Origin of the sequence: Buttiauxella ferragutiae (genome assembly GCF_022637515.1) — a bacterium.
GTDB classification, from domain to species: Bacteria; Pseudomonadota; Gammaproteobacteria; order Enterobacterales; family Enterobacteriaceae; genus Buttiauxella; species Buttiauxella ferragutiae.
Map to the genome: position 1 here is coordinate 1,658,588 of NZ_CP093332.1, position 22,734 is coordinate 1,681,321.

At 50.9% G+C, this 22,734-nt stretch carries 21 protein-coding genes; 14 read left to right on the top strand and 7 right to left on the bottom strand.

Going from position 1 to position 22,734, the window contains the following annotated elements; translation table 11 throughout:
- Positions 1–81: 81 nt before the first annotated feature.
- Together MNO13_RS07555 and MNO13_RS07560 are read left to right on the top strand one after the other, a co-directional pair.
- Positions 82–2,130, top strand: coding sequence for a glycoside hydrolase family 31 protein (locus MNO13_RS07555; RefSeq protein WP_241940048.1), 2,049 nt, complete (start codon positions 82–84; stop codon positions 2,128–2,130).
- Positions 2,131–2,153: 23 nt separating this feature from the next.
- The gene (locus MNO13_RS07560; RefSeq protein WP_064545058.1) at positions 2,154–3,533 is read left to right on the top strand and encodes an MFS transporter; all 1,380 of its coding nucleotides are present in this window, start codon (positions 2,154–2,156) and stop codon (positions 3,531–3,533) included.
- 41 nt (positions 3,534–3,574) lie between these two features.
- Here the strand turns inward: MNO13_RS07560 and rimO are convergent, their stop codons facing one another.
- Complete coding sequence (gene rimO / locus MNO13_RS07565; RefSeq protein ID WP_064545060.1) at positions 3,575–4,888, bottom strand: 30S ribosomal protein S12 methylthiotransferase RimO; 1,314 nt, start codon at positions 4,886–4,888, stop codon at positions 3,575–3,577.
- A 208-nt stretch (positions 4,889–5,096) separates the two neighbouring features.
- On the opposite strand from rimO, the gene MNO13_RS07570 reads away from it, so the two are divergent.
- From MNO13_RS07570 to MNO13_RS07585, 4 genes are all read left to right on the top strand, one after another.
- Entirely contained in the window at positions 5,097–5,402 is a 306-nt protein-coding gene (locus tag MNO13_RS07570) for a hypothetical protein (RefSeq protein ID WP_064545063.1), read from the top strand.
- 3 nt (positions 5,403–5,405) lie between these two features.
- Complete coding sequence (locus MNO13_RS07575; protein ID WP_241939703.1) at positions 5,406–6,623, top strand: serine hydrolase domain-containing protein; 1,218 nt, start codon at positions 5,406–5,408, stop codon at positions 6,621–6,623.
- Between the two features lie 143 nt (positions 6,624–6,766).
- Positions 6,767–7,150 (top strand): biofilm formation regulator BssR, encoded by a 384-nt coding sequence (locus MNO13_RS07580; RefSeq protein ID WP_064545067.1) that lies wholly within the window; start codon positions 6,767–6,769, stop codon positions 7,148–7,150.
- Between the two features lie 106 nt (positions 7,151–7,256).
- Positions 7,257–8,375 carry a PQQ-dependent sugar dehydrogenase gene (locus MNO13_RS07585; RefSeq protein ID WP_064545069.1) on the top strand — a complete coding sequence of 373 codons (1,119 nt, stop codon included), beginning with the start codon at positions 7,257–7,259 and terminating at the stop codon, positions 8,373–8,375.
- 3 nt (positions 8,376–8,378) lie between these two features.
- Here MNO13_RS07585 and MNO13_RS07590 read toward each other — a convergent pair whose 3' ends face one another.
- The gene (locus MNO13_RS07590) at positions 8,379–9,005 is read right to left on the bottom strand and encodes a glutathione S-transferase family protein (protein WP_064545071.1); all 627 of its coding nucleotides are present in this window, start codon (positions 9,003–9,005) and stop codon (positions 8,379–8,381) included.
- 248 nt (positions 9,006–9,253) lie between these two features.
- On the opposite strand from MNO13_RS07590, the gene dacC reads away from it, so the two are divergent.
- A complete protein-coding gene (gene dacC, locus MNO13_RS07595; RefSeq protein ID WP_064545073.1) occupies positions 9,254–10,459 on the top strand; it encodes a serine-type D-Ala-D-Ala carboxypeptidase in 1,206 nt (401 codons plus the stop codon).
- Positions 10,460–10,593: 134 nt separating this feature from the next.
- Here the strand turns inward: dacC and deoR are convergent, their stop codons facing one another.
- Both deoR and ybjG read right to left on the bottom strand, forming a co-directional pair.
- Positions 10,594–11,361, bottom strand: a complete 768-nt coding sequence (gene deoR / locus MNO13_RS07600; RefSeq protein ID WP_064545075.1) for a DNA-binding transcriptional repressor DeoR — start codon at positions 11,359–11,361, stop codon at positions 10,594–10,596.
- Between the two features lie 90 nt (positions 11,362–11,451).
- The gene (gene ybjG / locus MNO13_RS07605; protein WP_121815231.1) at positions 11,452–12,060 is read right to left on the bottom strand and encodes an undecaprenyl-diphosphate phosphatase; all 609 of its coding nucleotides are present in this window, start codon (positions 12,058–12,060) and stop codon (positions 11,452–11,454) included.
- Between the two features lie 235 nt (positions 12,061–12,295).
- On the opposite strand from ybjG, the gene MNO13_RS07610 reads away from it, so the two are divergent.
- Entirely contained in the window at positions 12,296–13,516 is a 1,221-nt protein-coding gene (locus tag MNO13_RS07610; protein ID WP_064545079.1) for an MFS transporter, read from the top strand.
- A 123-nt stretch (positions 13,517–13,639) separates the two neighbouring features.
- Here the strand turns inward: MNO13_RS07610 and metG are convergent, their stop codons facing one another.
- A complete protein-coding gene (metG, locus tag MNO13_RS07615) occupies positions 13,640–15,673 on the bottom strand; it encodes a methionine--tRNA ligase (RefSeq protein ID WP_241939704.1) in 2,034 nt (677 codons plus the stop codon).
- Between the two features lie 163 nt (positions 15,674–15,836).
- Here metG and apbC point away from each other — a divergent pair, with 163 nt between their 5' ends.
- From apbC to MNO13_RS07645, 6 genes are all read left to right on the top strand, one after another.
- Positions 15,837–16,949, top strand: coding sequence for an iron-sulfur cluster carrier protein ApbC (apbC, locus tag MNO13_RS07620; RefSeq protein WP_064545083.1), 1,113 nt, complete (start codon positions 15,837–15,839; stop codon positions 16,947–16,949).
- 485 nt (positions 16,950–17,434) lie between these two features.
- The gene (locus MNO13_RS07625) at positions 17,435–19,123 is read left to right on the top strand and encodes a sensor histidine kinase (protein WP_133522074.1); all 1,689 of its coding nucleotides are present in this window, start codon (positions 17,435–17,437) and stop codon (positions 19,121–19,123) included.
- Positions 19,117–19,845, top strand: coding sequence for a two-component system response regulator BtsR (gene btsR / locus MNO13_RS07630; RefSeq protein WP_064545087.1), 729 nt, complete (start codon positions 19,117–19,119; stop codon positions 19,843–19,845). The genes MNO13_RS07625 and btsR overlap by 7 nt, the downstream gene beginning before the upstream one ends.
- Positions 19,846–19,901: 56 nt before the next feature.
- Positions 19,902–20,165 (top strand): type II toxin-antitoxin system Phd/YefM family antitoxin, encoded by a 264-nt coding sequence (locus MNO13_RS07635; RefSeq protein ID WP_133521914.1) that lies wholly within the window; start codon positions 19,902–19,904, stop codon positions 20,163–20,165.
- Positions 20,149–20,418 carry a Txe/YoeB family addiction module toxin gene (locus tag MNO13_RS07640; protein ID WP_064545091.1) on the top strand — a complete coding sequence of 90 codons (270 nt, stop codon included), beginning with the start codon at positions 20,149–20,151 and terminating at the stop codon, positions 20,416–20,418. The genes MNO13_RS07635 and MNO13_RS07640 overlap by 17 nt, the downstream gene beginning before the upstream one ends.
- Positions 20,419–20,486: 68 nt before the next feature.
- A complete protein-coding gene (locus MNO13_RS07645; RefSeq protein WP_064545093.1) occupies positions 20,487–20,957 on the top strand; it encodes a YehS family protein in 471 nt (156 codons plus the stop codon).
- A 45-nt stretch (positions 20,958–21,002) separates the two neighbouring features.
- On the opposite strand, the gene MNO13_RS07650 is transcribed toward MNO13_RS07645, so the two are convergent.
- Positions 21,003–21,971 carry an XdhC family protein gene (locus MNO13_RS07650; protein WP_241939705.1) on the bottom strand — a complete coding sequence of 323 codons (969 nt, stop codon included), beginning with the start codon at positions 21,969–21,971 and terminating at the stop codon, positions 21,003–21,005.
- On the bottom strand, positions 21,958–22,548 hold the full coding sequence (locus tag MNO13_RS07655) for a nucleotidyltransferase family protein (protein ID WP_241940049.1): 591 nt from the start codon (positions 22,546–22,548) through the stop codon (positions 21,958–21,960). Before MNO13_RS07655 ends, MNO13_RS07650 begins: the two co-directional genes overlap by 14 nt.
- Between the last annotated feature and the right edge of the window lie 186 nt (positions 22,549–22,734).

Below are 22,734 nucleotides of genomic sequence, written 5' to 3' on the forward strand. Positions count from 1 at the left end.
ACTTGCTGCTTAATGTTAACCATTATCGGAAACGTTTCCGGAAAAATAATTATAACTTCCAATAAATAAAATGAGGTCATGATGAACACCCTACAAATTAAAGATAACTCGCTGTATTGGTCATGGAATGGTTATTACCTTTCCATTTTTCCTTGGGGTAAAGATAGTTTAAGAATTATTTCAGGTATTCAACCTGATAGTAGTGAAATTCCGGGTTGGGCTTTGCTGGAACAACCCGATATTACTGTGCGGTTTGAACGAGATGATACAAGTCTGACGCTGATTAATGGGAATATCAGCGCATCTGTTGACCAGCAAGGACGGATTGCTTTTTATAATCAGAAAAAAGAGTGTTTACTGGAAGAATTATGGCGGCAAAGAGACAATGGAGAGCATTTTTTGGATGAGGGCCATCAATCAAAAAATAAAGTCAGCGCATTAAAAATATCTGGCCGGGAAATGAAACCATTAGCTGGAAATGCAATGGAAATAAATGTCAGGTTTGAAGCTAATCCAAATGAAAAAATGTGTGGGATGGGACAGTATCAGCAGCCTTTTATTAATTTAAAAGGCTGTGCTATTGAATTAGCTCAGCGAAATTCTCAGGCCAGTGTGCCCTTTATGGTCTCGAGTCTGGGATATGGTTTTTTATGGAATAACCCCGCGGTAGGCGAAGTTATTTTTGCGAATAACGAAACGCGCTGGCATGCTCAGGCCGCATCGCATATTGATTACTGGATAACGGCAGGTGATACCCCTGCGCAAATCATCAGAAACTATGCGAACGCCACCGGTAAACCCCCTTTGATGCCCGAATTTGCCCTGGGTCTGTGGCAATCCAAATTACGTTATCGCACCCAGCATGAGTTGCTGAGTGTGGCACGTGAGTATCGTGATCGCGGTATTCCTCTGGCGGTGATTGTCGCCGATTTCTTCCATTGGCCGGTGCAGGGCGACTGGAAATTTGATTCACGGGAATGGCCCGATCCCGCTGCGATGACCGCAGAACTCAAGGATATGGGTACGGAATTGATGGTTTCAGTCTGGCCGACGGTGGATGTGAAAAGTGAAAATTATCCTGCGATGAACGAGCAGGGCTTGCTGGTGAATACCCGCAAAGGGCTAAACATCAACTTCGATTTTTTAGGTAATAGCCGCTTTATCGACCCTACGAATCCTGAGACTCGCCAGTTCGTCTGGGATGTCTGTAAGAGGAACTATTTTGACAATGGCGTAAACCTATTCTGGCTTGATGAGGCTGAGCCAGAATATGGTGTCTATGATTTTGATAACTATCGTTATCACATAGGTAATACCCTCGAAACGGGCAATATCTATCCACTGCATTATACCGAGGCTTTTTACGACGGTCTGCGCGAAGCGGGGCAGAGTAATCCGGTAAGCCTGGTGCGCTGCGCATGGGCCGGTAGCCAGCGCTACGGCGCCTTGGTTTGGTCTGGCGATATCCACTCATCATTTGAGTCGATGCGTAACCAACTCTGCGCTGGGTTAAGCATGGGCATGGCGGGTATCCCGTGGTGGACCACTGATATTGGCGGATTCCATGGCGGTGATGTCAGCGATCCCGCTTTTCATGAGTTGTTAATACGCTGGTTCCAGTGGGCGGTATTCAGCCCGGTGCTGCGCATGCATGGACACCGCGACCCCATTACTGAGCCAGAAATCCCTTACCGCGACGGTATCGCGCAATGCAACACCGGAGCCGGCAACGAGCTATGGAGTTTTGGTGAATCCACCTTTGCGATTCTCAGCTGTTACGCAACGCTACGAGAAAGGCTGCGGCCGTATCTACGCAAACTCATGCAGCAAGCCCATGAGACAGGCGAGCCGTTAATGCGCCCGCTGTTTTATCACTATCCCGAGGATGAGCAAGCCTGGCAGATAACCGACCAATATCTATTTGGTGAAGACGTTCTTGTTGCGCCAGTGGTTAACGCAGGGGAGAGGCAACGTCGCGTCTGGTTACCCGGTAACACGGTGTGGGTTGACGTGGTTTCGGGTGACCGCCATGAGGGCGGCCGGTTTATCAGCGTTGCCGCACCACTCGAAACGTTACCTTTGCTGGTACGTGATGGCGCAGAGGTTCTGCGGCTGATTCGCCCATTCTGACACGGGTAAATAGGGAGAGCATGATGAGTGGAATATCTAATGATTTGGGTGTGGCCAGTCACCCAGTTGGGCTGGCAAAACTTTCAGTAAGTGAAAAGATAGGTTACGGCTTGGGAGATGCTGGTGGCACGATTATTACCGGACTTATCTCGAACTTTTTAACCTTCTTTTATACCGATATTTTTGGGTTAACACCGGCGGTGGTGGGAACACTATTCCTGGTGCTACGTGTGATTGACGCTATTTCTGATCCACTGATCGGGGTTATTGCTGACCGCTCCTCGACCAAAATGGGGCAGTTCCGGCCGTTTATACTCTGGACAGCCATTCCATTAGGACTGATTGCATTTCTGACTTTTAGCGTGCCGGATTTGGCTTATCACTGGAAGGTGCTTTACGCCGTTGTGACCTACTTTGCGCTCTCGGTGCTTTATTCCCTCAACAACGTACCTTATTGCGCATTGATCACCAAAATCACCACTAATCCGCTGGAGCTTGTTTCATGCCAGTCCTGGCGTTTTGCGTTGTGCGGCGTGGCGGGTTTCGCCGTCTCGGTTGGTTTGCCGATTATGGTGGATTACTTTGGCAATGGGAATGCGGTTCGGGGATATCAGTATGGTGTAGGCGTTCTGGCATGTTTAGCCATCGCGATGTTTCTACTGTGCTTTTATGGTGTGAAAGAGCGAGTAGTGGCTCGAAACAATCATACGTTTAACCTGCGTGAAAGCCTGAAAAGTATCCGGCGTAACGATCAGCTTTTGCTGACCTTTGTGATGTCGTTGTTGATCATCAGCATCTTTAATACTAAAGGTGGGGTCGCCATGTATTTCATTACTTATGTGCTGCATGGTGATGCGACCTATACCTCATTATTTTTTGGCATGGCGACGTTGGGAGGAATTACAGGTTCAATTCTGGTGCAATATTTGACGCGCAGTTTTGAGATTAAAACCCTCTATTTCTGGGTGAATATGGTTCTGGCACTTGCTCACTTCGCAGTATGGTTTGTTCCCGGGACAGCGACCACGGTGTGGCTGGTTTTAGTCTTTGTTTGTTGTGTCGTGTTGGGTCTTATTTTACCGATGCACTTTACCCTTGTGACCTTTGCCGATACGTATGGTGAATGGAAGTCAGGCCGCCGTTCATCGGGCATGAACTTTGCGTTTAACCTATTTTTTGTCAAGCTGGCATGGGCAGTAGCAGGGGTTATCGTCAGCGTTGTACTGACCGTTGTGGCTTACCGTTCCGGTATGGAAAACCAGACACCATTGTCTTTGGCGGGGATCACGATGCTTTCCACTGCGATACCCGGTGTGCTGCATTTATTGCTGGCAGCGACGGTGTGGTTTTTCAGGATTGATAATAAAATGGTCGCACAAATGGAGCAGGAATTAGGTCGTTAAAGTAAAGAGCCTTTCCAAACAGGAAAGGCTCTTTTGAAGGATTAAACCACTGAACCCCACAGGTCATATTCGTCTGCGTTTTCCACTTTCACGCGCACGACATCACCTGGTTTCAATTTTGTTTCGCCATTCAGATAAACCGCGCCGTCGATTTCTGGTGCATCTGCCATGCTGCGGCCAATCGCGCCTTCTTCGTCAACTTCATCAACGATCACCAGAATCTCACGGCCCACTTTTTCTTGCAGACGTTCAGCAGAAATCTGCTGTTGCAGCTGCATGAAGCGGTTCCAGCGCTCTTCTTTCACGTCTTCCGGCACCGGATCGGCCAGTTCGTTAGCGGTCGCACCTTCTACCGGGCTGAACTTGAAGCAACCGACACGATCCAGACGGGCTTCTTTCAGGAAGTCGAGCAGCATCTGGAAGTCTTCTTCAGTTTCGCCAGGGAAGCCGACAATGAAGGTGGAACGCAGCGTCAGATCCGGGCAAATCTCACGCCATTGCTTAATGCGCTGCAACTGACGATCCACGCTGCCTGGGCGTTTCATCAACTTCAGAATGCGCGGGCTGGCGTGCTGTAAAGGAATATCCAGATACGGCAGGATCTTGCCTTCGGCCATCAACGGGATCACATCATCAACGTGCGGATACGGATAAACATAGTGCAGACGTGTCCACACGCCCAGTTTGGAAAGCTGCTCGCACAGGCTAACCATGCTGGTTTTCACCGGCTCGCCGTTGTAGAAACCGGTGCGGTGTTTAACGTCAACGCCATAAGCTGAAGTATCCTGAGAGATAACCAGCAACTCTTTCACACCGGCATCAACCAGACGTTTAGCTTCGGACAACACATCGCCAATTGGACGGCTGTCGAGATCGCCACGCATCGAAGGGATGATGCAGAAAGTACAACGGTGGTTGCAGCCTTCAGAAATTTTCAGGTACGCGTAGTGACGCGGGGTCAGTTTCACGCCTTGTTCCGGCACCAGGCTCAGGAACGGGTTATGTTTTGGTTTCGGCACATAGTGGTGAACGTGCTGCAAAACTTGCTCGTAGCTATGCGGGCCGGTGATTTCCAGAACTTTAGGGTGCACTTGGCGGATTTGGTCTTCTTTGGCCCCTAAACAGCCGGTCACAATCACTTTGCCATTTTCGTTCAGCGCTTCGCCGATCGCTTCGAGCGACTCTTGTACGGCACTGTCGATAAAGCCACAGGTGTTAACGATAACCATATCGGCATCATCATAGCTAGGCACTACATCGTAACCTTCGGTGCGCAGCTCAGTCAGGATCCGTTCAGAATCAACGAGATTTTTTGGGCAGCCGAGGGAGACAAAGCCAATACGGGGTTGTTGCATACAGGTCACGCTCACAAAGTAAACAGAAAATAAAAACCGGGCGATTCTACACGGGTTTTCGGTATGGCTCTACTGGTTGTTTTTAAAGTGACGCAGGATCAAATTCAGACTAATCGACATGCCTTAGCTTTTGCTTAGCCAGGACGCAGGCTCTATTATCTCCCCGCTTAACTTAATTGTAACGTCCCGTTCAACCAGAGAATCCCTAATGCCTAAGATTTTAGCCCTTTCCGGGATGCTAATTGCTGTCCTGGCGACCACTGCCTGCAACATTATTCCTACGCCACTTAACACCCCACCGGCAACTGCGCAGAAGTTTGTTTGCGGCGGCGAAAAACTGGCTATCGATGGCGACTACGCCTGGTATAACGGCAACCGTTACTCCTATCAAAATATGACTAACGGGCAGGCGTTTTATCGCTATCACAGCAGTAACTTCGGCCTGAAGAAAGTTGGCGAAAACCGCACCATGCTGATTGGTCTTGATGCCAAACCTTGTGTTGCGGCGAATTAATAAATGAATTCACCCCGTCACCTGACGCGCCTGAGTACGCTGCTGCTCGGTTTTATGCTGGCGGGGTGTGGCACGCTGTCGAACGTTGCTCCTGAGGCGGAAGTGCCGCAAAAGGCGCAACGTGCTTGCGGTTCGCCTGCAAATCACGATATTAACCAGTGGCTGCCCGCTCTGGTTGAACAGCAGTCGCCGGCGATGGTGGTTGGGGTGATTGACGCCAATAACCAACGTCACTACTGGCAATTTGGTGTCACCGATACGAAACACCACCATCCCGTCAATGAACAGACGTTATTTGCCGTCGGTTCCCTCAGTAAAGGCATGACCGCCGAAGCGACCGCGGTATTAGTGGCGCAGGGGCGCCTGCATTGGTCTGATACGCTAGAAACCTTAATGCCGCCGTCGGTGCCATTAAGTGCCGATGCGAAGCAAATCACCTTGCTGCAACTGGTGACCCATACCTCCGGCTTGCCACGGCAAAATATGGATTTGCCGATGCTGACGGCTTTTATTCGTTATCTGGGAAACGGTGAGAATTTTTACGCACATCTCGATAGCGACGAAGTAGTGGCAGATCTGGCTGATTTTTCAAAACCAGGCAGCACCGGGCCTCTATATTCCAACCTCGGCTATGCGGTGCTGGATTATGTGTTGCGTTATCAAACCGGCCAACGCGCCGACCAACTGGTGCAAACGCTGATTTTCGATCCATTAGGGATGCGCAATAGTAGCTTTACCCCGCAAAAACTGAAAAGTTACCCGCAGCGCGCCATCGGGCATGCCGGAAGCCAGCCGAAGTTTATTCCCCGTGGGCAAGTGGTACCTGACTGGCAGTTCACCGGCAATATGCTCGGTGCAGGCGGTTTGTATACCGACACCGCCGATTTACTGACTTTTGCCAGCGCACATCTTGCCAGCACCGGCGATGCCACACTGGATAAAGCCCTCCACGACACGATGCAAACCTATTACCCGCGTGACAAAGAAGCGGCTAATATCGCCTGGGTAACGGACACCTACGGCGAACAAGCCATCACTTATCAGGTCGGATATATCGGTGGTTATTCCAGCTACATCGGTATTGATCGCCAGAATCATTTCGCGGTGGTGGTGTTACAAAATAGCTTCACCTGGCAAAACAACCTTGGACACAGTGTGTTACGTCAAATGTTTGAGGAAAAGTATCAAGCCGCCACTTGCCGCGGGGTAACTGCTTCGTAACACCTTGTTTCTACGTAGATATTACTATTTGTAAAATTTGTTGCTGAGGATCAAGAAATACGGGGAAATAAAACTGGTTTGCCTAAAATTTATCCATACTATTACTGTGTGTTATAGATTCTAATCACACGGGGGGTAAATGTATGAATGGGGAATCACTCAAACGCGATCTCTTGAAAAAGATGATTATCGCCAAAATAGACATCGCTGCTTACCTCTTGATGAGAAAAGCAAAAGGCTATATGTCTGTGATTGAAACTGGGCATTTACGCGATAATTTGTTCGACTTGTCTGCTGAGTATCGTGAGATGGCTTCACGCCTCAATTCCCATCTTGCCGCACCAGAAATGGCGAGCATCAATCAGGGAATTGGCGCGGTATCTTCAGCCGCCGTTTGCCTGATGACAGGGTGTCACGACTGCCCGCAATATATCGCCATAGATGCTGAAAAACTGGAAAACTGCCTGCGACAACTTTCCGCCAGCCTGAAAGATATTATGAGTCACCAACTGGCCGTAGAAAGTTGAAACCTCGAGGGGAGGCGACTCCCCTCTGGTAAAGTTTTTGTAAAACTCCCATCCCTGAAATTCTGCAAAGCTAACCTTATCGGGTAGATCCGCAAAGGAGCAAGCTATGTCACGGTTGCCATTCCGCTCATTCATTGCCGCATCTTTACTGCTTTGGGCAGGCGTTGCCCTCGCCGCTGAGGTCAAAGTGGAGGTGCTACAAAGTAAGCTCGATCATCCCTGGTCGTTAGCTTTTCTGCCCAATAATCAAGGAATGCTGATAACGCTGCGTGATGGGCAATTACGGCGCTGGCGACCAGGCGAAGGTTTAGGTGACCCGATTGTTGGCGTGCCCAAAGTTTGGGCGCATGGACAAGGGGGATTACTGGATGTGGTTTTGGCGCCAGACTTTGAAAAAAGCCGCCGCGTCTGGCTGAGCTTTGCAGAAGCCAACAGCGATGACCAGGCGGGTACTGCCGTCGGTTACGGCACGCTGAGCAGCAATATGCAGCGGCTGGAAAACTTCAAAGTGGTGTTCCGTCAGATGCCGAAACTGTCGACCGGCAACCACTTTGGCGGGCGCATGGCGTTTGATGGTAAGGGCTATCTGTTTATCGCATTGGGCGAAAACAACCAACGGCCAACGGCGCAGGATTTGGATAAGTTGCAGGGCAAACTGGTGCGCCTGACGCAAAACGGCGACGTGCCAGCGGATAACCCATTTGCCGGTCAACAAGGCGCGCGCAGTGAAATATGGTCGTACGGGCACCGCAACCCACAGGGTATGGCGTTTAATCCGGCCAATGGGGAATTGTGGCTCAACGAGCATGGCCCGCGCGGTGGCGACGAAGTCAACGTGGCAAAACCGGGTAAAAATTACGGCTGGCCGCTGGCAACCTGGGGCATCAATTACAGCGGAATGCCGATCCCTGAAGCCAAAGGAGGAATTGTAGCCGGTACTGAACAGCCAATTTATTACTGGAAAGTCTCTCCGGCGGTGAGCGGCATGGCGTTTTACGACGCCGACAAATTTCCGCAGTGGAAAGGGAAACTGTTTATCGGTGCGCTAAAAGAGAAAAACCTGATTGAACTGACGCTTTCTGGCGACAAGGTCACCGATCAACAGCGTTTACTGGATGAGCGGGGTGAACGTATTCGCGATGTGCGCGTCGGCCCGGACGGCTATCTGTATGTCCTGACCGACGAATCTGACGGGCAATTACTGAAAATCAGCCCCTCTGGCTAGTTTTTAGCTCAATGGAATCATAACGATTTTCTTGAATGCCGGGCGCTGGGTCAGTTGCTGATACCAGCGTTGCAGGTTGGGGAAATCATTCCACTTGATATCGAGATTGAACAGGTTATAAACGCTTGGCGCCAGCGCAATATCCGCCACGCTGAATGTCTCGCCACCCAACCATTTTTGCTGCGCCAGTTCGGCGTCCACCATGGCAAACAGGGCGTTACAGGCGTCGACACTGTCTTCAATCAGCTTTTGATCGCGCAATTCCGGCGCGGTGCGCACCAGGCTGAAAAACACGCCACGGTGTGGGCCTGCCAACGAGGTAGCTGCCCAGTCCATCCATTTTTCACCGCGTGCTCGAGCGGCAGGTTGGGCAATCCACAGCGATTCTTTGCCATACTGTGCGGCCAGATAACGCACGATAGTATTGGATTCCCACAGTGTCAGGTCGGTGGCATCGTCGTGAATACACGGCACCAGCGCATTTGGGTTCATCGCCAGATATTCTGCATCATGGGTTTTGCCAAATTTGCCACCAGCCGGAATCGATCGGTATTCGACACCTAACTCTTCCAGGCACCACAAAACTTTCTTCACATTCGTTGAATTGTCTCTGCCCCAAACTGTGATCATTTTGTTTCCTCTTTGTTAGTTTGCATCTCAGTATGCCGTGTGCTGGCGAAGAAAACAGCACGCAAGTTCAACGGTTGCTAAAAAACTCATCAACGTGGCGGCAACTCACGCAGTTATCGAATAAACTTAAAAAACTTTACCAACGCTATGTTTCATTAAGCGGTTTCACACGTTAGCTTACTGGCAACTTGAAATATTAAGTAACGGCGTGTGTCGTGACTTTTTTAGAATGGATACTGGGTGGTGTTATGAAAACTTTGCAAATTCCTGCTTCGCTACGTGCTTTACTGGCAGGGTCAACCCTGCTGCTGTTAGCCGCGCCTGCGGTGAGTGCTGAACAGACGGCTGATGCACCGCAAGTTGATGCTAAAGCCTGGATCTTAATGGATTACGCCAGCGGCAAAGTACTGGCGGAAGGTAATGCCGATTTGCAGCTCGATCCGGCGAGTCTGACCAAATTAATGACCAGCTATGTGGTTGGCCAGGCTATCAAAGCCGATAAAATCAAACTGACCGATATGGTCACCGTCGGCAAAGACGCATGGGCCACCGGTAACCCGGCGCTGCGTGGATCTTCGCTGATGTTCCTTAAACCCGGCGATAAAGTCTCGGTTGAAGATTTGAATAAAGGCGTGATCATTCAGTCAGGCAACGATGCCAGCATCGCGATTGCCGATTATGTGGCGGGCAGCCAGGATTCGTTCGTCAGCCTGATGAACAACTATGCGCAAAAGCTGAATCTCACTAACACCACCTTCAAAACCGTACATGGCCTTGATGCGCCAGGGCAGTTCAGTACCGCACGCGACATGGCGCTGCTAGGCAAAGCCTTAATTCACGATGTGCCAGAAGAGTACGCCATCCACAAAGAGAAAGAGTTCACCTTTAACAACATCAAGCAGCCGAACCGTAACCGCTTGTTGTGGAGCTCAAATCTTAACGTCGACGGCATGAAAACCGGCACCACCACAGGCGCAGGCTACAACCTGGTGGCCTCCGCAACTTCTGGCGATATGCGTTTGATTTCCGTGGTGCTGGGCACCAAAACTGACCGTATTCGTTTCAATGAAAGTGAAAAGCTGCTGACGTGGGGCTTCCGCTTCTTTGAAACCGTCACGCCGATTAAACCAGATGCCACTTTTGTCACTCAGCGCGTGTGGTTCGGTGATAAAAGCGAAGTGAATTTGGGTGCGGGTGAAGGTGGCTCGGTTACCATTCCGCGCGGCCAACTGAAGAACCTGAAGGCAAGTTTCAAACTTAACGATCCGCAACTGACCGCGCCGCTGAAAAAAGGCCAGGTTGTCGGGACTATCGATTTCCAGCTTAACGGCAAGTCAATCGAACAGCGTCCGTTAATGGTGATGCAGCCAGTGGAAGAGGGTGGTTTCTTTAGCCGGATGTGGGACTTTGTGATGATGAAGTTCCATTCGTGGTTCGGCAGCTGGTTTGCCTAATCCCTCCTTCATACTTCGAGCCGCAGATGCGTTGGCTGCACTCGTGAACCCCAGTCACTTACTTATGTAAGCTCCTGGGGCTTCACTCCTTTGCCGCCTTTCTGCGACTCGAATTATTTTGGAGGACTATTTTGCTATTTCCATTGAAGAGAAAGATTCTCTGATGCCGCAAACGCCACAAACTCGGCGTCGGGTTGTTCGTTGCTGATTAGCAAATCAAATGCGGAAAGTGGCCCCATGCAGGCTGCGCGAACTTTGCCAAATTTACTGCTGTCGACGACAAGTACACGCTGTTGTGCCATCGCTAATGCCCAGTTTTTTACGGGTAATTCATCAAGATTAAAACAGGTTGCGCCATGACGAGGGTGAACGCCTGCCGCTGAGAAAAAAGCGATGTCCGGGCAAAAATTATTCAGGCATTCCTGGAAATTAATCGGCTTGAAAATCGCATTGCTGGCGTGAAATTCACCGCCACTTAAAATCACCCGACAGCCGGGTTTATCCTGCAACGCCAGAAAAGTGTTTAACGAATAACAAACGCCGGTAAATTCCAGAGAGTCATCGATGGCTTCAATGATGTACGGCGTTGTGGTGCCGCAGTCAAAAAACACCGTTTGATGCGGACGCACCAGTGCCGCTGCGAGGCGTGCAGCGTGGCGTTTTTCCTCAATGCAACGGGTTTTCTGGTCACTTAGCAGATAGTGATTGGCGGTGACGCTACGGGGTTCGAGAACCACATAGCCGCCCAGCAGTACGACCGGCCCAGCGTCATTGCTCAGGTCACGGCGAATGGTCATTTCAGAGACACCTAACAAAGCAGATGCTTCTTTGAGGTGAATTTTGTCGCTGCGTTTAAGCGCCTGAATCAGGCGGTTGATGCGTTCGTCGCGCCGGGTTTCCATGATGAGCAGCTAAACCTTTTTGTGCCCTCTCCAGGCGGAGAGGGTTAGGGTGAGGGCGTTAATTAACGCATCTTACCTTTGCAAAAACAGTTAGTCACGCACCCAGCCTTTGCGGATGAACAGGGCAAAACAGAAACGATAAGCCTGATGCAGGCTTGCATACATCTGTTTGCCAAGCAGATTCCATACCATTTGCGCCAGCAGACAAGAACAGAGTCCGACCAGCAACCCACCGAGCATATCCAGCGGCCAGTGCACGCCGAGATAAACTCGCGACCAGGCGATGACGCAACCGATGGCAAACAACAGCACACCCGACCACACACGATGCCAGAGCAAAAATGCCAGCGCGAAAGTGAAAATCACTGTGCCGTGGTCGCTCGGGAACGAGTCGTCCGGTGCATGATGCATGAAGTTATAGCCAAATCCAGTGACGAACGGTCTGTCATGCGGGAAGAGATGGCCAATAATCCACGATAACGACACGCTGATAATCAGAGCTAAAGCGGTTTTGATAACCATCATTCGTTGGGCTGCCATGTGTTGGCGTTGGCCCCACAACCAAAGAATGGCAATCAGCAACGGCACGATGCTTATCAAATCTTTGGCGATAAAAATCGCGAGCTTAATTAGCCACTCGGGTGATTCTGGCGTGGCGTTAATCAGCAAGAAAAGTGCCTGATTGAGTTGTTCGAGCATAATGTTTTAAGTCCCTAAACCAGCAAAAATAGCGCCAGGCTAAAAATTCATTGCGCCTTGCTCGGGCACCTGGAGCCAAAAGAGAATTTACAGATTATGTAGAGGATATTAAGAGAACCTTAAACCACAGAACAATCGACCGGTTGTTTGCAACAATGACTATCTACTGCGCTGGCAATTTATTAAACTGCGCATGTTTTTCGTTTCTTCAAGTCATTATCCTTCTGAGTAACTCATGCAAAATAATAAGCGACTGGGTCGCCAGGCATTGCTGTTCCCGCTGTGCCTGGTGCTCTATGAATTCTCGACCTATATCGGCAACGATATGATCCAGCCAGGCATGCTGGCGGTTGTTGAGCAATACAATGCGGGAATCGAATGGGTGCCGACCTCCATGACGGCCTATCTGGCGGGCGGGATGTTTTTACAGTGGTTGCTCGGGCCGCTATCAGACCGTATTGGCCGTCGCCCGGTGATGTTGACCGGCGTGGTGTGGTTTATCGTCACCTGTCTTGCCACGCTGCTGGCGCAGAATATCGAGCAATTTACCTTCTTGCGGTTCTTACAGGGCGTCAGCCTGTGCTTTATTGGCGCTGTGGGGTATGCCGCAATCCAGGAATCCTTCGAGGAAGCGGTGTGTATAAAAATCACCGCGCTAATGGCGAATGTGGCGCTAATCGCTCCATTGCTTGGCCCGCTGGTCGGTGCCGCGTGGATTCATTACGCGCCGTGGGAAACCATGTTTGTGCTGTTTGCGGCGCTGGCGGCATTTTCGTTTTACGGATTACACCGTGCAATGCCGGAAACTGCGACGCGTCTGGGTGAGAAGCTCTCGCTGCGAGATTTAGGCCATGATTACAAGCTGGTGCTGAGCAACGGGCGTTTTGTTGCAGGCGCGCTGGCGATTGGTTTTGTTAGCCTGCCGCTACTGGCGTGGATTGCGCAATCACCGATTATCATTATCAGCGGTGAAAAACTGTCGACCTACGAATACGGGTTGCTGCAAGTGCCGATCTTTGGCGCGTTGATTCTGGGTAACCTGGTGCTGGCGCGTTTAACCTCACGCCGTAGCGTACGCTCGCTGATTATTCTTGGCGGCTGGTGGATTGTGCCGGGGCTGGTGGTTGCCGCTGTAGCAACCGTAGCATCGTCCCATGCGTATCTATGGATGACGGCCGGATTGAGTATTTACGCCTTTGGTATTGGCCTTGCCAACGCAGGACTGGTGCGTCTGACACTGTTCGCCAGTGATATGAGCAAAGGTACTGTTTCGGCGGCGATGGGTATGTTGCAGATGCTAATTTTCACCGTTGGTATCGAGGTGAGTAAGCATGCTTATCTGTTTGGTGGCAATGGTTTGTTCAGCCTGCTGAATTTGTTGGGTGGGGTTATCTGGCTGGGTTTGATGTTCGTGTTTTTGAAAGATAAGAGTGTGGGTAATCGCACTGACGCGTAGCAAAACCACCCTAACCCTAACCCTCTCCCTGAGGGAGAGGGGATAGTCGGTTTTCACTCTGAGGGAGAGAGGAGTCCGGTTTCCTCCCTCTCCTTTGGGAGAGGGCCGGGGTGAGGGGACAAATTACTTAACAGCCATACCCGCTTGTGCGCCGCTATCCGGGCTTAACAGGAAGATATCTTTCCCGCCAGGACCTGCTGCCATCACCATCCCTTCAGAGATGCCGAAGCGCATTTTACGCGGTGCCAGGTTGGCGACCATAATCGTCAAACGGCCTTCAAGTGCGGCGGGATCAGGATAAGCAGAACGGATACCTGAGAACACGTTACGTTTCTCGCCGCCCAGATCCAATGACAGACGCAGCAGCTTGTCAGAACCTTCAACAAATTCTGCTTTCTCAATCAGCGCAACACGCAAATCCACTTTGGCAAAATCATCAAACGCGATAGTTTCAGCAATCGGGTCATCCACCAGTGGGCCAGTTACCGGTGCCGTCGTCGCCTTCACTTCTTCTTTCGAGGCTTCAACCAGCGCTTCAACCTGTTTCATCTCAATGCGGTTATACAACGCTTTGAAGGTATTCACTTTATGGTTCACCAGCGGGGTGTTGATGCCATCCCAGCTCAGTTCACAATTCAGGAAGGCTTCAGCACGCTCAGAAAGCGTAGGTAGAACCGGTTTCAGCCAGGTCATCAACACGCGGAACAAGTTAATGCCCATGGTGCAGATGGCTTGCAGGTCGGCATCGCGGCCTTCTTGTTTTGCTACCACCCATGGTGCTTGCTCATCGACATAACGGTTTGCTGCATCGGCCAGCGCCATAATTTCACGCACGGCTTTACCGAATTCGCGGCTTTCCCACGCTTCGCCAATTGACTGCGCCGCATCGGTGAAGGTTTTGTATAACGCCGGGTCAGCGATTTGTGCAGACAGTTGCCCGTCAAAACGCTTGGCAATAAAGCCTGCGTTACGGGAAGCCAGGTTGACCACTTTGTTGACGATGTCGCTATTCACGCGCTGCACGAAATCTTCCAGATTCAGGTCGATATCGTCGATACGTGAGGACAGTTTCGCGGTGTAGTAGTAACGCAGGCTGTCGGCATCGAAATGGTTCAGCCAGGTGCTGGCTTTAATGAACGTACCGCGCGATTTGGACATCTTCGCGCCGTTGACCATCACATAACCGTGGACAAACAAATTGGTCGGCTTGCGGAAACCGCTGCCTTCCAGCATGGCTGGCCAGAACAGGCTGTGGAAGTAAACGATGTCTTTACCGATGAAGTGATACAGCTCGGTGGTGGAATCTTTCTTCCAGTATTCGTCGAAGCTTTCGGTATCGCCGCGTTTGTCACACAGGTTTTTGAACGAACCCATGTAACCGATTGGCGCATCCAGCCAGACGTAGAAATATTTACCCGGTGCACCAGGAATTTCGAAGCCGAAATACGGCGCATCGCGGGAGATATCCCACTGTTGCAGGCCAGACTCGAACCACTCCTGCATTTTGTTCGCCACTTGCTCTTGCAGCGCACCACTTCGGGTCCAGGCTTGCAGCATTTCGCTAAACGATGGCAAATCAAAGAAGAAGTGCTCGGAATCACGCATTTCAGGCGTTGCGCCAGACACCACCGATTTCGGGTCGATAAGCTCGGTTGGGCTATAAGTTGTGCCACAAACTTCACAGTTATCGCCGTATTGGTCTGGAGCTTTACATTTCGGGCAGGTGCCTTTGACGAAACGGTCCGGCAGGAACATGCCTTTTTCCGGATCGTAGAGCTGAGAAATGGTGCGGTTTTTAATAAAACCGTTCTCTTTCAGGCGGCCATAAATCAGCGACGCCAGCTCACGGTTTTCATCGCTATGCGTAGAGTGATAGTTGTCATAGCTGATGTTAAAACCAGCGAAATCAGTCTGATGCTCCTGGCTCATTTCGGCAATCATCTGCTCTGGTGTAATGCCTAACTGCTGTGCTTTCAGCATGATAGGTGTGCCGTGGGCATCGTCTGCGCAGATGAAGTTGACCGTGTTTCCGCGCATTCGTTGGTAACGGACCCAGACATCAGCCTGAATGTGCTCCAGCATATGACCGAGGTGGATTGAGCCGTTAGCGTACGGAAGTGCGCACGTTACCAATAATTTTTTCGCGGTTTGAGCCATAGTAGAAATTGCATCTTCTAAAGAGAAAAGGGCTTTAGATGTTAACCGAGTGCCGCCCCGCGGTAAACCACACAAGGTGCACAAGGAAATTTTTATCGCGCCGGATGGCTTCTGGTATGCTTAACAAACTGCAATGTCCGATAAAAAAACATAAGGAGTCGGGATGAACTCTCAATCCCAGGCAAGCAAATCCCCCGAGCAGCTACGCGCTATGGTCGCCGGGACACTGGCCAATTTTCAGCACCCCACCCTCAAACATAATCTGACCGCCCTAAAAGCCCTGCATCATGTCGCGATGCTCGATGACACGTTACACGTCGAGCTGTTGATGCCGTTCGCCTGGCGTAGTGGTTTTGAGGCTTTACAAGAGCAATGCAGCTCAGACTTATTGCGCATCACCGGCGCAAAAGCGGTTGACTGGAAACTCAGCCATAACATCGCCACGTTAAAGCGCGTGAAAAACCACCCTGGCATTAACGGCGTGAAGAATATTATTGCGATCAGCTCTGGCAAAGGTGGGGTTGGCAAGTCGAGTACGGCAGTCAACCTGGCGCTGGCGCTGGTTGCCGAAGGGGCGAAAGTCGGGATTCTGGATGCGGATATTTATGGCCCATCAATCCCGACCATGCTGGGTGCAGAACACGAACGCCCAACCTCACCGGACGGCACACACATGACGCCGATTGTGGCGCATGGTCTGGCAACCAACTCCATCGGTTACCTGGTCACAGACGAAAACGCCATGGTGTGGCGCGGCCCAATGGCCAGCAAAGCGCTGATGCAGATGCTGCAAGAAACCATGTGGCCGGATTTAGATTACCTGGTGCTGGATATGCCGCCGGGTACGGGTGATATCCAGTTAACGCTGGCGCAAAACATTCCGGTTACCGGCGCTGTGGTGGTCACCACGCCGCAAGATATTGCGTTAATTGATGCGCGCAAAGGCATCGTCATGTTCGAGAAAGTCGACGTGCCGGTACTGGGCATCGTTGAGAACATGAGCATGCACATTTGCAGTAACTGCGGCCATCACGAAGCGATTTTTGGCACCGGCGGTGCGCAGAAACTGGCGGATCAATACCACACCAAATTGCTGGGGCAGATGCCATTGCACATTACGCTGCGTGAAGATCTTGATGCCGGTAAACCGACAGTGGTCAGCCGTCCGGAAAGCGAATTTACTGCAATCTACCGCCAACTGGCGGGAAGTGTGGCCTCAACGCTTTACTGGCAGGGTGAAGTGATCCCGGCGGATATCGCGTTTAGAGCGGTGTAATTTAAAACAACCCTCATCCCGACCTTCTCCCTGAGGGAGAAGGAGAAAACCAGCCTCTTTCCCTCTCCTGGGGGCTGTCTCTTAGTCACATCTGCGCGAGTCGGGAGACAGTTCCGTTCACCCAGTGTTCAGTGTTTCACATAGCCACTGAACCGGTGAACGTCTTAGGGTGACCACCGTCGCCACCCTAAGAACCCGGACTCCCGGCAAATAAATCGCCGCAAGCGGCAATTTAATCACCGGGCGCCGGGGTTGCCAGGGGGCTGGCGTGAGCCACCTGGCACGTTCACCGTTTTCGGGAATTAAAGAGATAACTGAACACACTGGTGAACGGAAAAACCTCTCATCTTACAGAGCTCAACCTGACAAAATTGCCGGGGTGAGGGCTATTTATTCCCAAAATCAATAATTATTGAATCGCTTCAAAGAAAGTTAAGCGTGAACGTTGTATGTTACGCGCCCTCAAAGACTCAACGGCGGGCGCAATGTACGAATTTAACCTGGTGTTACTGCTGCTTCAGCAGATGTGTGTCTATCTGGTTATCGCCTGGTTGATGAGTAAAACGCGGCTGTTTATCCCGCTGATGCAGGTCACCGTTCGTTTACCACACAAATTACTCTGCTACGTCACCTTCTCCATTTTTTGCATTATGGGTACCTATTTTGGTCTGCACATTGACGACTCCATCGCCAATACGCGAGCGATCGGCGCGGTGATGGGCGGGTTGCTCGGCGGGCCGTTGGTGGGTGGCCTGGTCGGGCTAACCGGTGGGCTACATCGTTATTCCATGGGCGGCATGACCGCGCTGAGCTGCATGTTTTCTACCATTGTTGAAGGCTTGCTCGGCGGCTTGTTACACCGTTTGCTGATTCGCCGTGGGCGCAGCGATTTGCTGTTTAACCCGCTGACCGCCGGTGGTATCACGCTGCTGGCTGAATTCTTCCAGATGGGTATTATTCTGCTGATTGCACGCCCGTTCGCTGACGCACTCAACCTGGTGAAAAGTATTGCCGCGCCGATGATGGTGACCAACACCGTCGGTGCCGCGCTGTTTATGCGCATCTTGCTAGACAAACGCGCGATGCTTGAAAAATACACCTCGGCATTTTCTGCCACGGCGTTGAAAGTCGCGGCCTCCACCGAAGGGATTTTGCGCCAGGGGTTTAACCAGGAAAACAGCATGAAAGTGGCGCAGGTACTGCATCAGGAGCTGGATATCGGTGCCGTCGCGATTACCGACAATGAAAAGTTGTTGGCGTTTACCGGCATTGGCGCGGATCACCATCTGCCGGGCCGCCCGATTTCTTCGGCTTACACCTGGCAGGCCATTGAACGCGGTGAAGTGGTGTATGCCGATGGTAACGAAGTACCTTACCGCTGCTCGCTGCATCCAAACTGCAAGCTTGGCTCAACGTTAGTGATCCCACTGTACGGCGAAAACAGCCGCGTGATTGGCACCATCAAACTGTATGAAGCGAAAAACCGCCTGTTCAGCTCGATTAACCGCACGCTTGGCGAAGGCATCGCACAACTGTTATCCGCACAGATTCTGGCGGGGCAGTACGAACGGCAAAAGCAGATGCTCACGCAATCAGAAATCAAACTACTCCACGCGCAGGTCAACCCGCATTTCCTGTTTAACGCACTGAATACGCTGGTGGCGGTGATCCGCCGCGATAACGAACAGGCATGCCAACTGGTGCAATATCTCTCGACATTCTTCCGTAAAAACTTAAAGCGCCCGAGCGAGATAGTGACACTTGCCGATGAAATCGAGCATGTGAACGCCTATCTGCAAATCGAACAAGCGCGTTTTCAGTCGCGCTTACGCGTGCAACTGAATGTTCCGCAGGCGCTGGCGCTGGTTCGCTTACCCGCCTTCACTTTGCAGCCGATTGTCGAAAATGCGATTAAACACGGCACCTCGCAACTGCTCGGGGTGGGAGAAATTACCATTAACGCCTGTCAAATAGGCGAACATCTGCACTTGTCTGTGGAAGACAACGCCGGGTTATATCAGGAAAACCCCAGTGCCAGCGGGCTGGGTATGAGCCTGGTGGATAAACGCCTGCAAGCCCGCTACGGCGATGACTGCGGTATTAAAGTGGATATGGAAGCAGACCGATTTACCCGTATTACCCTACGTTTACCTCTGGAGGAAACCCCATGTTAAAAGTACTGATTGTCGACGACGAGCCGCTGGCGCGTGAAAACTTGCGCATCATGCTGCAAAACGAGCCTGACATTGAGATTGTGGGAGAGTGTGGTAATGCAGTTGAAGCGATTGGTGCTGTGCATCGTTTGCACCCTGACGTGGTGTTTGCGGATATTCAGATGCCACGCATCAGCGGCCTGGAAATGGCGAGCATGCTCGACCCTGAACAGCGACCGTACATCGTGTTTCTCACCGCGTTTGATGAATACGCGGTACGGGCATTCGAAGAACATGCTTTTGACTATTTGCTCAAACCGATAGACAGCAAACGGCTGGAGAAAACTTTGCACCGTTTGCGCCATGAACGCATCGATCAAGACATCACCCTGCTGGCACCAAACCAGGAAGATCTCAAATTTATCCCGTGTACCGGGCAGAGCCGCATCTACCTGCTACAAATGGAAGAAGTGATGTTTGCCAGTAGCCGGATGAGCGGTGTGTATGTCACTAACGCGCAAGGTACTGAAGGATTTACTGAACTCACATTACGTACGCTGGAAAGCCGCACTCCCCTGGTACGCTGCCATCGGCAATATCTGGTCAATATGAAGCACCTCAAAGAGATCCGTTTTGAAGATGGCGGCCAGGCAGAGCTAATGCTGCGCGACGGGCAATCCGTTCCGGTCAGCCGCCGCTATTTAAAAAGCCTGAAAGAGGCGTTGGGGCTAAAAGCGATGTAGTTTTTATCCACTCATCGGCCTATACTTGTACAATAAATTGCACAAGTGGAGCTTACATGCAGGTTATTACATTTTCTGAGGCGCGTAATCGGCTCAAAACCGTTCTTGATGACGTTGTGGACAATGCCGATATTACAGTTATCACCCGCCGTGATGCTGAAGATGCGGTAGTGATGTCGTTGGATTACTACAATTCCTTGATGGAAACCGTTCATTTGCTCAGCTCTCCGGCAAATGCGACACGCCTGATGGAATCAATGGCGCAGGTACAGGCAGGTAAAATCTCACGGAGAGAGATTATTGATGAAGACAACGAATAGATTACTCGCATGGACCGATCACGCCTGGGATGATTATCTATGGTGGCAAACGCAAGATAGAAAGACGTTAAAGCGCATTAATAAACTGATTGAAGATGCGCAAAGAAATCCTTTTGATGGTTTAGGAAAACCTGAACCGTTACGTGAAAACCTCAGTGGGTTGTGGTCCCGGCGGATAAACGAGGCCGATCGTCTGGTTTATAGTGTTAGCGACGATCTGCTCACCATTTTCCAGTGTCGCCTGCATTACTAAATCTGCGCACAGCTTCAGAACGCTATATACTGCCCGCTTTCAAGATTTAGAACGAGAGAACCATCACTATGATGAATAACGACGTATTACGCAGCGTGCGCTACATGCTGAATTTGGGCAACGACGATATGGTGAAAATTTTCGCCCTCACCGACACTGCCGTGACTGCTGAGCAAATCGTAACCTGGACCAAAAAAGAAGATGAAGAGAACTTCAAACTGTGTCCAGACATCCTGATGGCGAACTTCCTTAACGGTTTGATTTACTTCAAACGCGGTAAAGATGAAAGCAAACCTGCACCGAAAATTGAACGCAAGATGACCAATAACATCATCCTGAAAAAGCTGCGTATTGCGTTTGATTTGAAAACCGACGACGTTCTGGAAATTCTGACCACCCAGGAATTCCGCATCTCAATGCCAGAAATCACCGCGATGATGCGCGCTCCAGAGAACAAAAACTTCCGCGAATGTGGCGACCAGTTCCTGCGTTACTTCCTGCGTGGTTTAACTGCTCGCGTGCACGTCGCGAAGAAGTAAGCCTTATTGCGGCGGATGACGCTTACGCTTATCCGCCCAAAAAAATTATCCCCGAGCTTCGTTTTTCCGTTTCACGATATCCGCCATCACCGCCAGAGCAATTTCTGCGGGTGTCTTGCTGCCAAGCGGCAAGCCAATGGGCGCGTGAATACGTTGCAGCTCTGATGTGCTTAACTCCGCAAGTTTTTCTAAGCGCTCAAGCCTGCGCGCACTGTTCTTCTGCGACCCCATCGCACCAATGTAAAATGCGGGTGTATTCACCGCTTCCATCATCGTCAGGTCATCCATGCGTGGATCGTGGGTCAACGCGACAATCGCGGTATTAGCGTGGCAGGGGTGTTGCTCAAGATAGTTAGCCGGAAACTGTTTCAGCAGCGTAATGTCAGCTTTTAGCTGGGCGGCAAAGTTTTCCAGCACTTCTGGACGGTTCTCGCAAACTAACACTTCAAAACCCAACGCACTGGCAAACTCGGCGCAATACAGCGCCACACTCGACAACCCGGCAATCAGCAGGCGTGGGGCGGCGGCAATATGCAGTGTCACCTGTTGTCCATCGCGTGCAACCTGGGTCATATCAGCGAATTCTTTCACTTCCAGATGGCGGCAAGGCTCAGGTAACGCCAGGCATTTCTCCAGCGCAAAATGGCCATTCAGCGCCTGATGCATCTTTTCGAGATATTCCACATTTCCCGGCGTAGCAGGCAGGTATTCGACCAAAATATCCAGCACGCCGCCACAGGGGAGTGCTATCCTTGGTTCCAGCCCTCCTTCGCCATAACGCACAATCTGGCTGGCTTGCTGATACTCACCTTGCGCAATACGTTGTAAAAAATCCTCTTCTACACAGCCACCGGAAAGCGAACCGCAAAAACGCCGATCGGCGGTGGCGACCATCAAGGCTCCTGGTGAACGGGGCGATGAACCATAAGTGTTTAATACCGTACACAACCAAACCGGTTGCTGAACAAGCCAGATACACGCCTGACGGACCACGCTGATATCAAGGTGCTGCATGATTTTTCTCACTCCGTTGTATCAGTTGTGAGGGGAGGTCGATATCGCGCTGTGAATCGCTATCTTTAACTTCGATAAAATGAATGGTTTCACCATGCAGCAATTCCCGCGCACCGTTGTCACCGGTTAACTGGCAAAGCTTGCCAAACCAGGCCGGTGAAAACCCCACCGGATGGCCAGGTTGTGCATTCACATAAGGGCGCACCAAAGGGTGAAATTCCAGAGCCTGTGCCACTTCGACAAAAACAGAAGGGGGGACAAACGGCATATCCGCCAGATGAATCAGCCAGCCATGCCACTGTGGGGTTGCGCAAACACCTGCGGCAATCGACTCGCCCAATCCGCTGCTCGCGATAAGCGTAAAGGGAACCTGTTGTGCGCGGCACAACGCTTGAATTTCACTATTTTCCGGACGCGTCACCACATGTACCGCAAGGCCAGAAGCCAGAGCATGGTGCAGTGTTTGCGCAAACACGCTGCCATCATTGAGCAACGCATTGAGTTTATTGCCTTGTCCACCCGCTTTTTGGAAGCGCTCTGCACGCCCGGCTGCGGTGATAATAATGCCAGCTTTCATGTTCAAGACTGATTCCTCAGTGCTTTTCTATTTGCGCCAAAACGCCAATGATTTGCGCAACAATGTTTTTTTTATGAAAATGAGATGTTAATTCTCACATGATTTAAGTTAAATACATATACTTATATTCACTACGGAAATACGTTGAAAATACACTCAATTGTTTGAAAAAAAGACAATAATAAT

Coding starts and splice junctions, on each gene's coding strand:
- MNO13_RS07555 (WP_241940048.1), top strand. CDS start 82: ATGAACACCCTACAAATTAAAGATAACTCGCTGTATTGGTCATGGAAT.
- MNO13_RS07560 (WP_064545058.1), top strand. CDS start 2,154: ATGAGTGGAATATCTAATGATTTGGGTGTGGCCAGTCACCCAGTTGGG.
- rimO (WP_064545060.1), bottom strand. CDS start 4,888: ATGCAACAACCCCGTATTGGCTTTGTCTCCCTCGGCTGCCCAAAAAAT.
- MNO13_RS07570 (WP_064545063.1), top strand. CDS start 5,097: ATGCCTAAGATTTTAGCCCTTTCCGGGATGCTAATTGCTGTCCTGGCG.
- MNO13_RS07575 (WP_241939703.1), top strand. CDS start 5,406: ATGAATTCACCCCGTCACCTGACGCGCCTGAGTACGCTGCTGCTCGGT.
- MNO13_RS07580 (WP_064545067.1), top strand. CDS start 6,767: ATGAATGGGGAATCACTCAAACGCGATCTCTTGAAAAAGATGATTATC.
- MNO13_RS07585 (WP_064545069.1), top strand. CDS start 7,257: ATGTCACGGTTGCCATTCCGCTCATTCATTGCCGCATCTTTACTGCTT.
- MNO13_RS07590 (WP_064545071.1), bottom strand. CDS start 9,005: ATGATCACAGTTTGGGGCAGAGACAATTCAACGAATGTGAAGAAAGTT.
- dacC (WP_064545073.1), top strand. CDS start 9,254: ATGAAAACTTTGCAAATTCCTGCTTCGCTACGTGCTTTACTGGCAGGG.
- deoR (WP_064545075.1), bottom strand. CDS start 11,361: ATGGAAACCCGGCGCGACGAACGCATCAACCGCCTGATTCAGGCGCTT.
- ybjG (WP_121815231.1), bottom strand. CDS start 12,060: ATGCTCGAACAACTCAATCAGGCACTTTTCTTGCTGATTAACGCCACG.
- MNO13_RS07610 (WP_064545079.1), top strand. CDS start 12,296: ATGCAAAATAATAAGCGACTGGGTCGCCAGGCATTGCTGTTCCCGCTG.
- metG (WP_241939704.1), bottom strand. CDS start 15,673: ATGGCTCAAACCGCGAAAAAATTATTGGTAACGTGCGCACTTCCGTAC.
- apbC (WP_064545083.1), top strand. CDS start 15,837: ATGAACTCTCAATCCCAGGCAAGCAAATCCCCCGAGCAGCTACGCGCT.
- MNO13_RS07625 (WP_133522074.1), top strand. CDS start 17,435: ATGTACGAATTTAACCTGGTGTTACTGCTGCTTCAGCAGATGTGTGTC.
- btsR (WP_064545087.1), top strand. CDS start 19,117: ATGTTAAAAGTACTGATTGTCGACGACGAGCCGCTGGCGCGTGAAAAC.
- MNO13_RS07635 (WP_133521914.1), top strand. CDS start 19,902: ATGCAGGTTATTACATTTTCTGAGGCGCGTAATCGGCTCAAAACCGTT.
- MNO13_RS07640 (WP_064545091.1), top strand. CDS start 20,149: ATGAAGACAACGAATAGATTACTCGCATGGACCGATCACGCCTGGGAT.
- MNO13_RS07645 (WP_064545093.1), top strand. CDS start 20,487: ATGATGAATAACGACGTATTACGCAGCGTGCGCTACATGCTGAATTTG.
- MNO13_RS07650 (WP_241939705.1), bottom strand. CDS start 21,971: ATGCAGCACCTTGATATCAGCGTGGTCCGTCAGGCGTGTATCTGGCTT.
- MNO13_RS07655 (WP_241940049.1), bottom strand. CDS start 22,548: ATGAAAGCTGGCATTATTATCACCGCAGCCGGGCGTGCAGAGCGCTTC.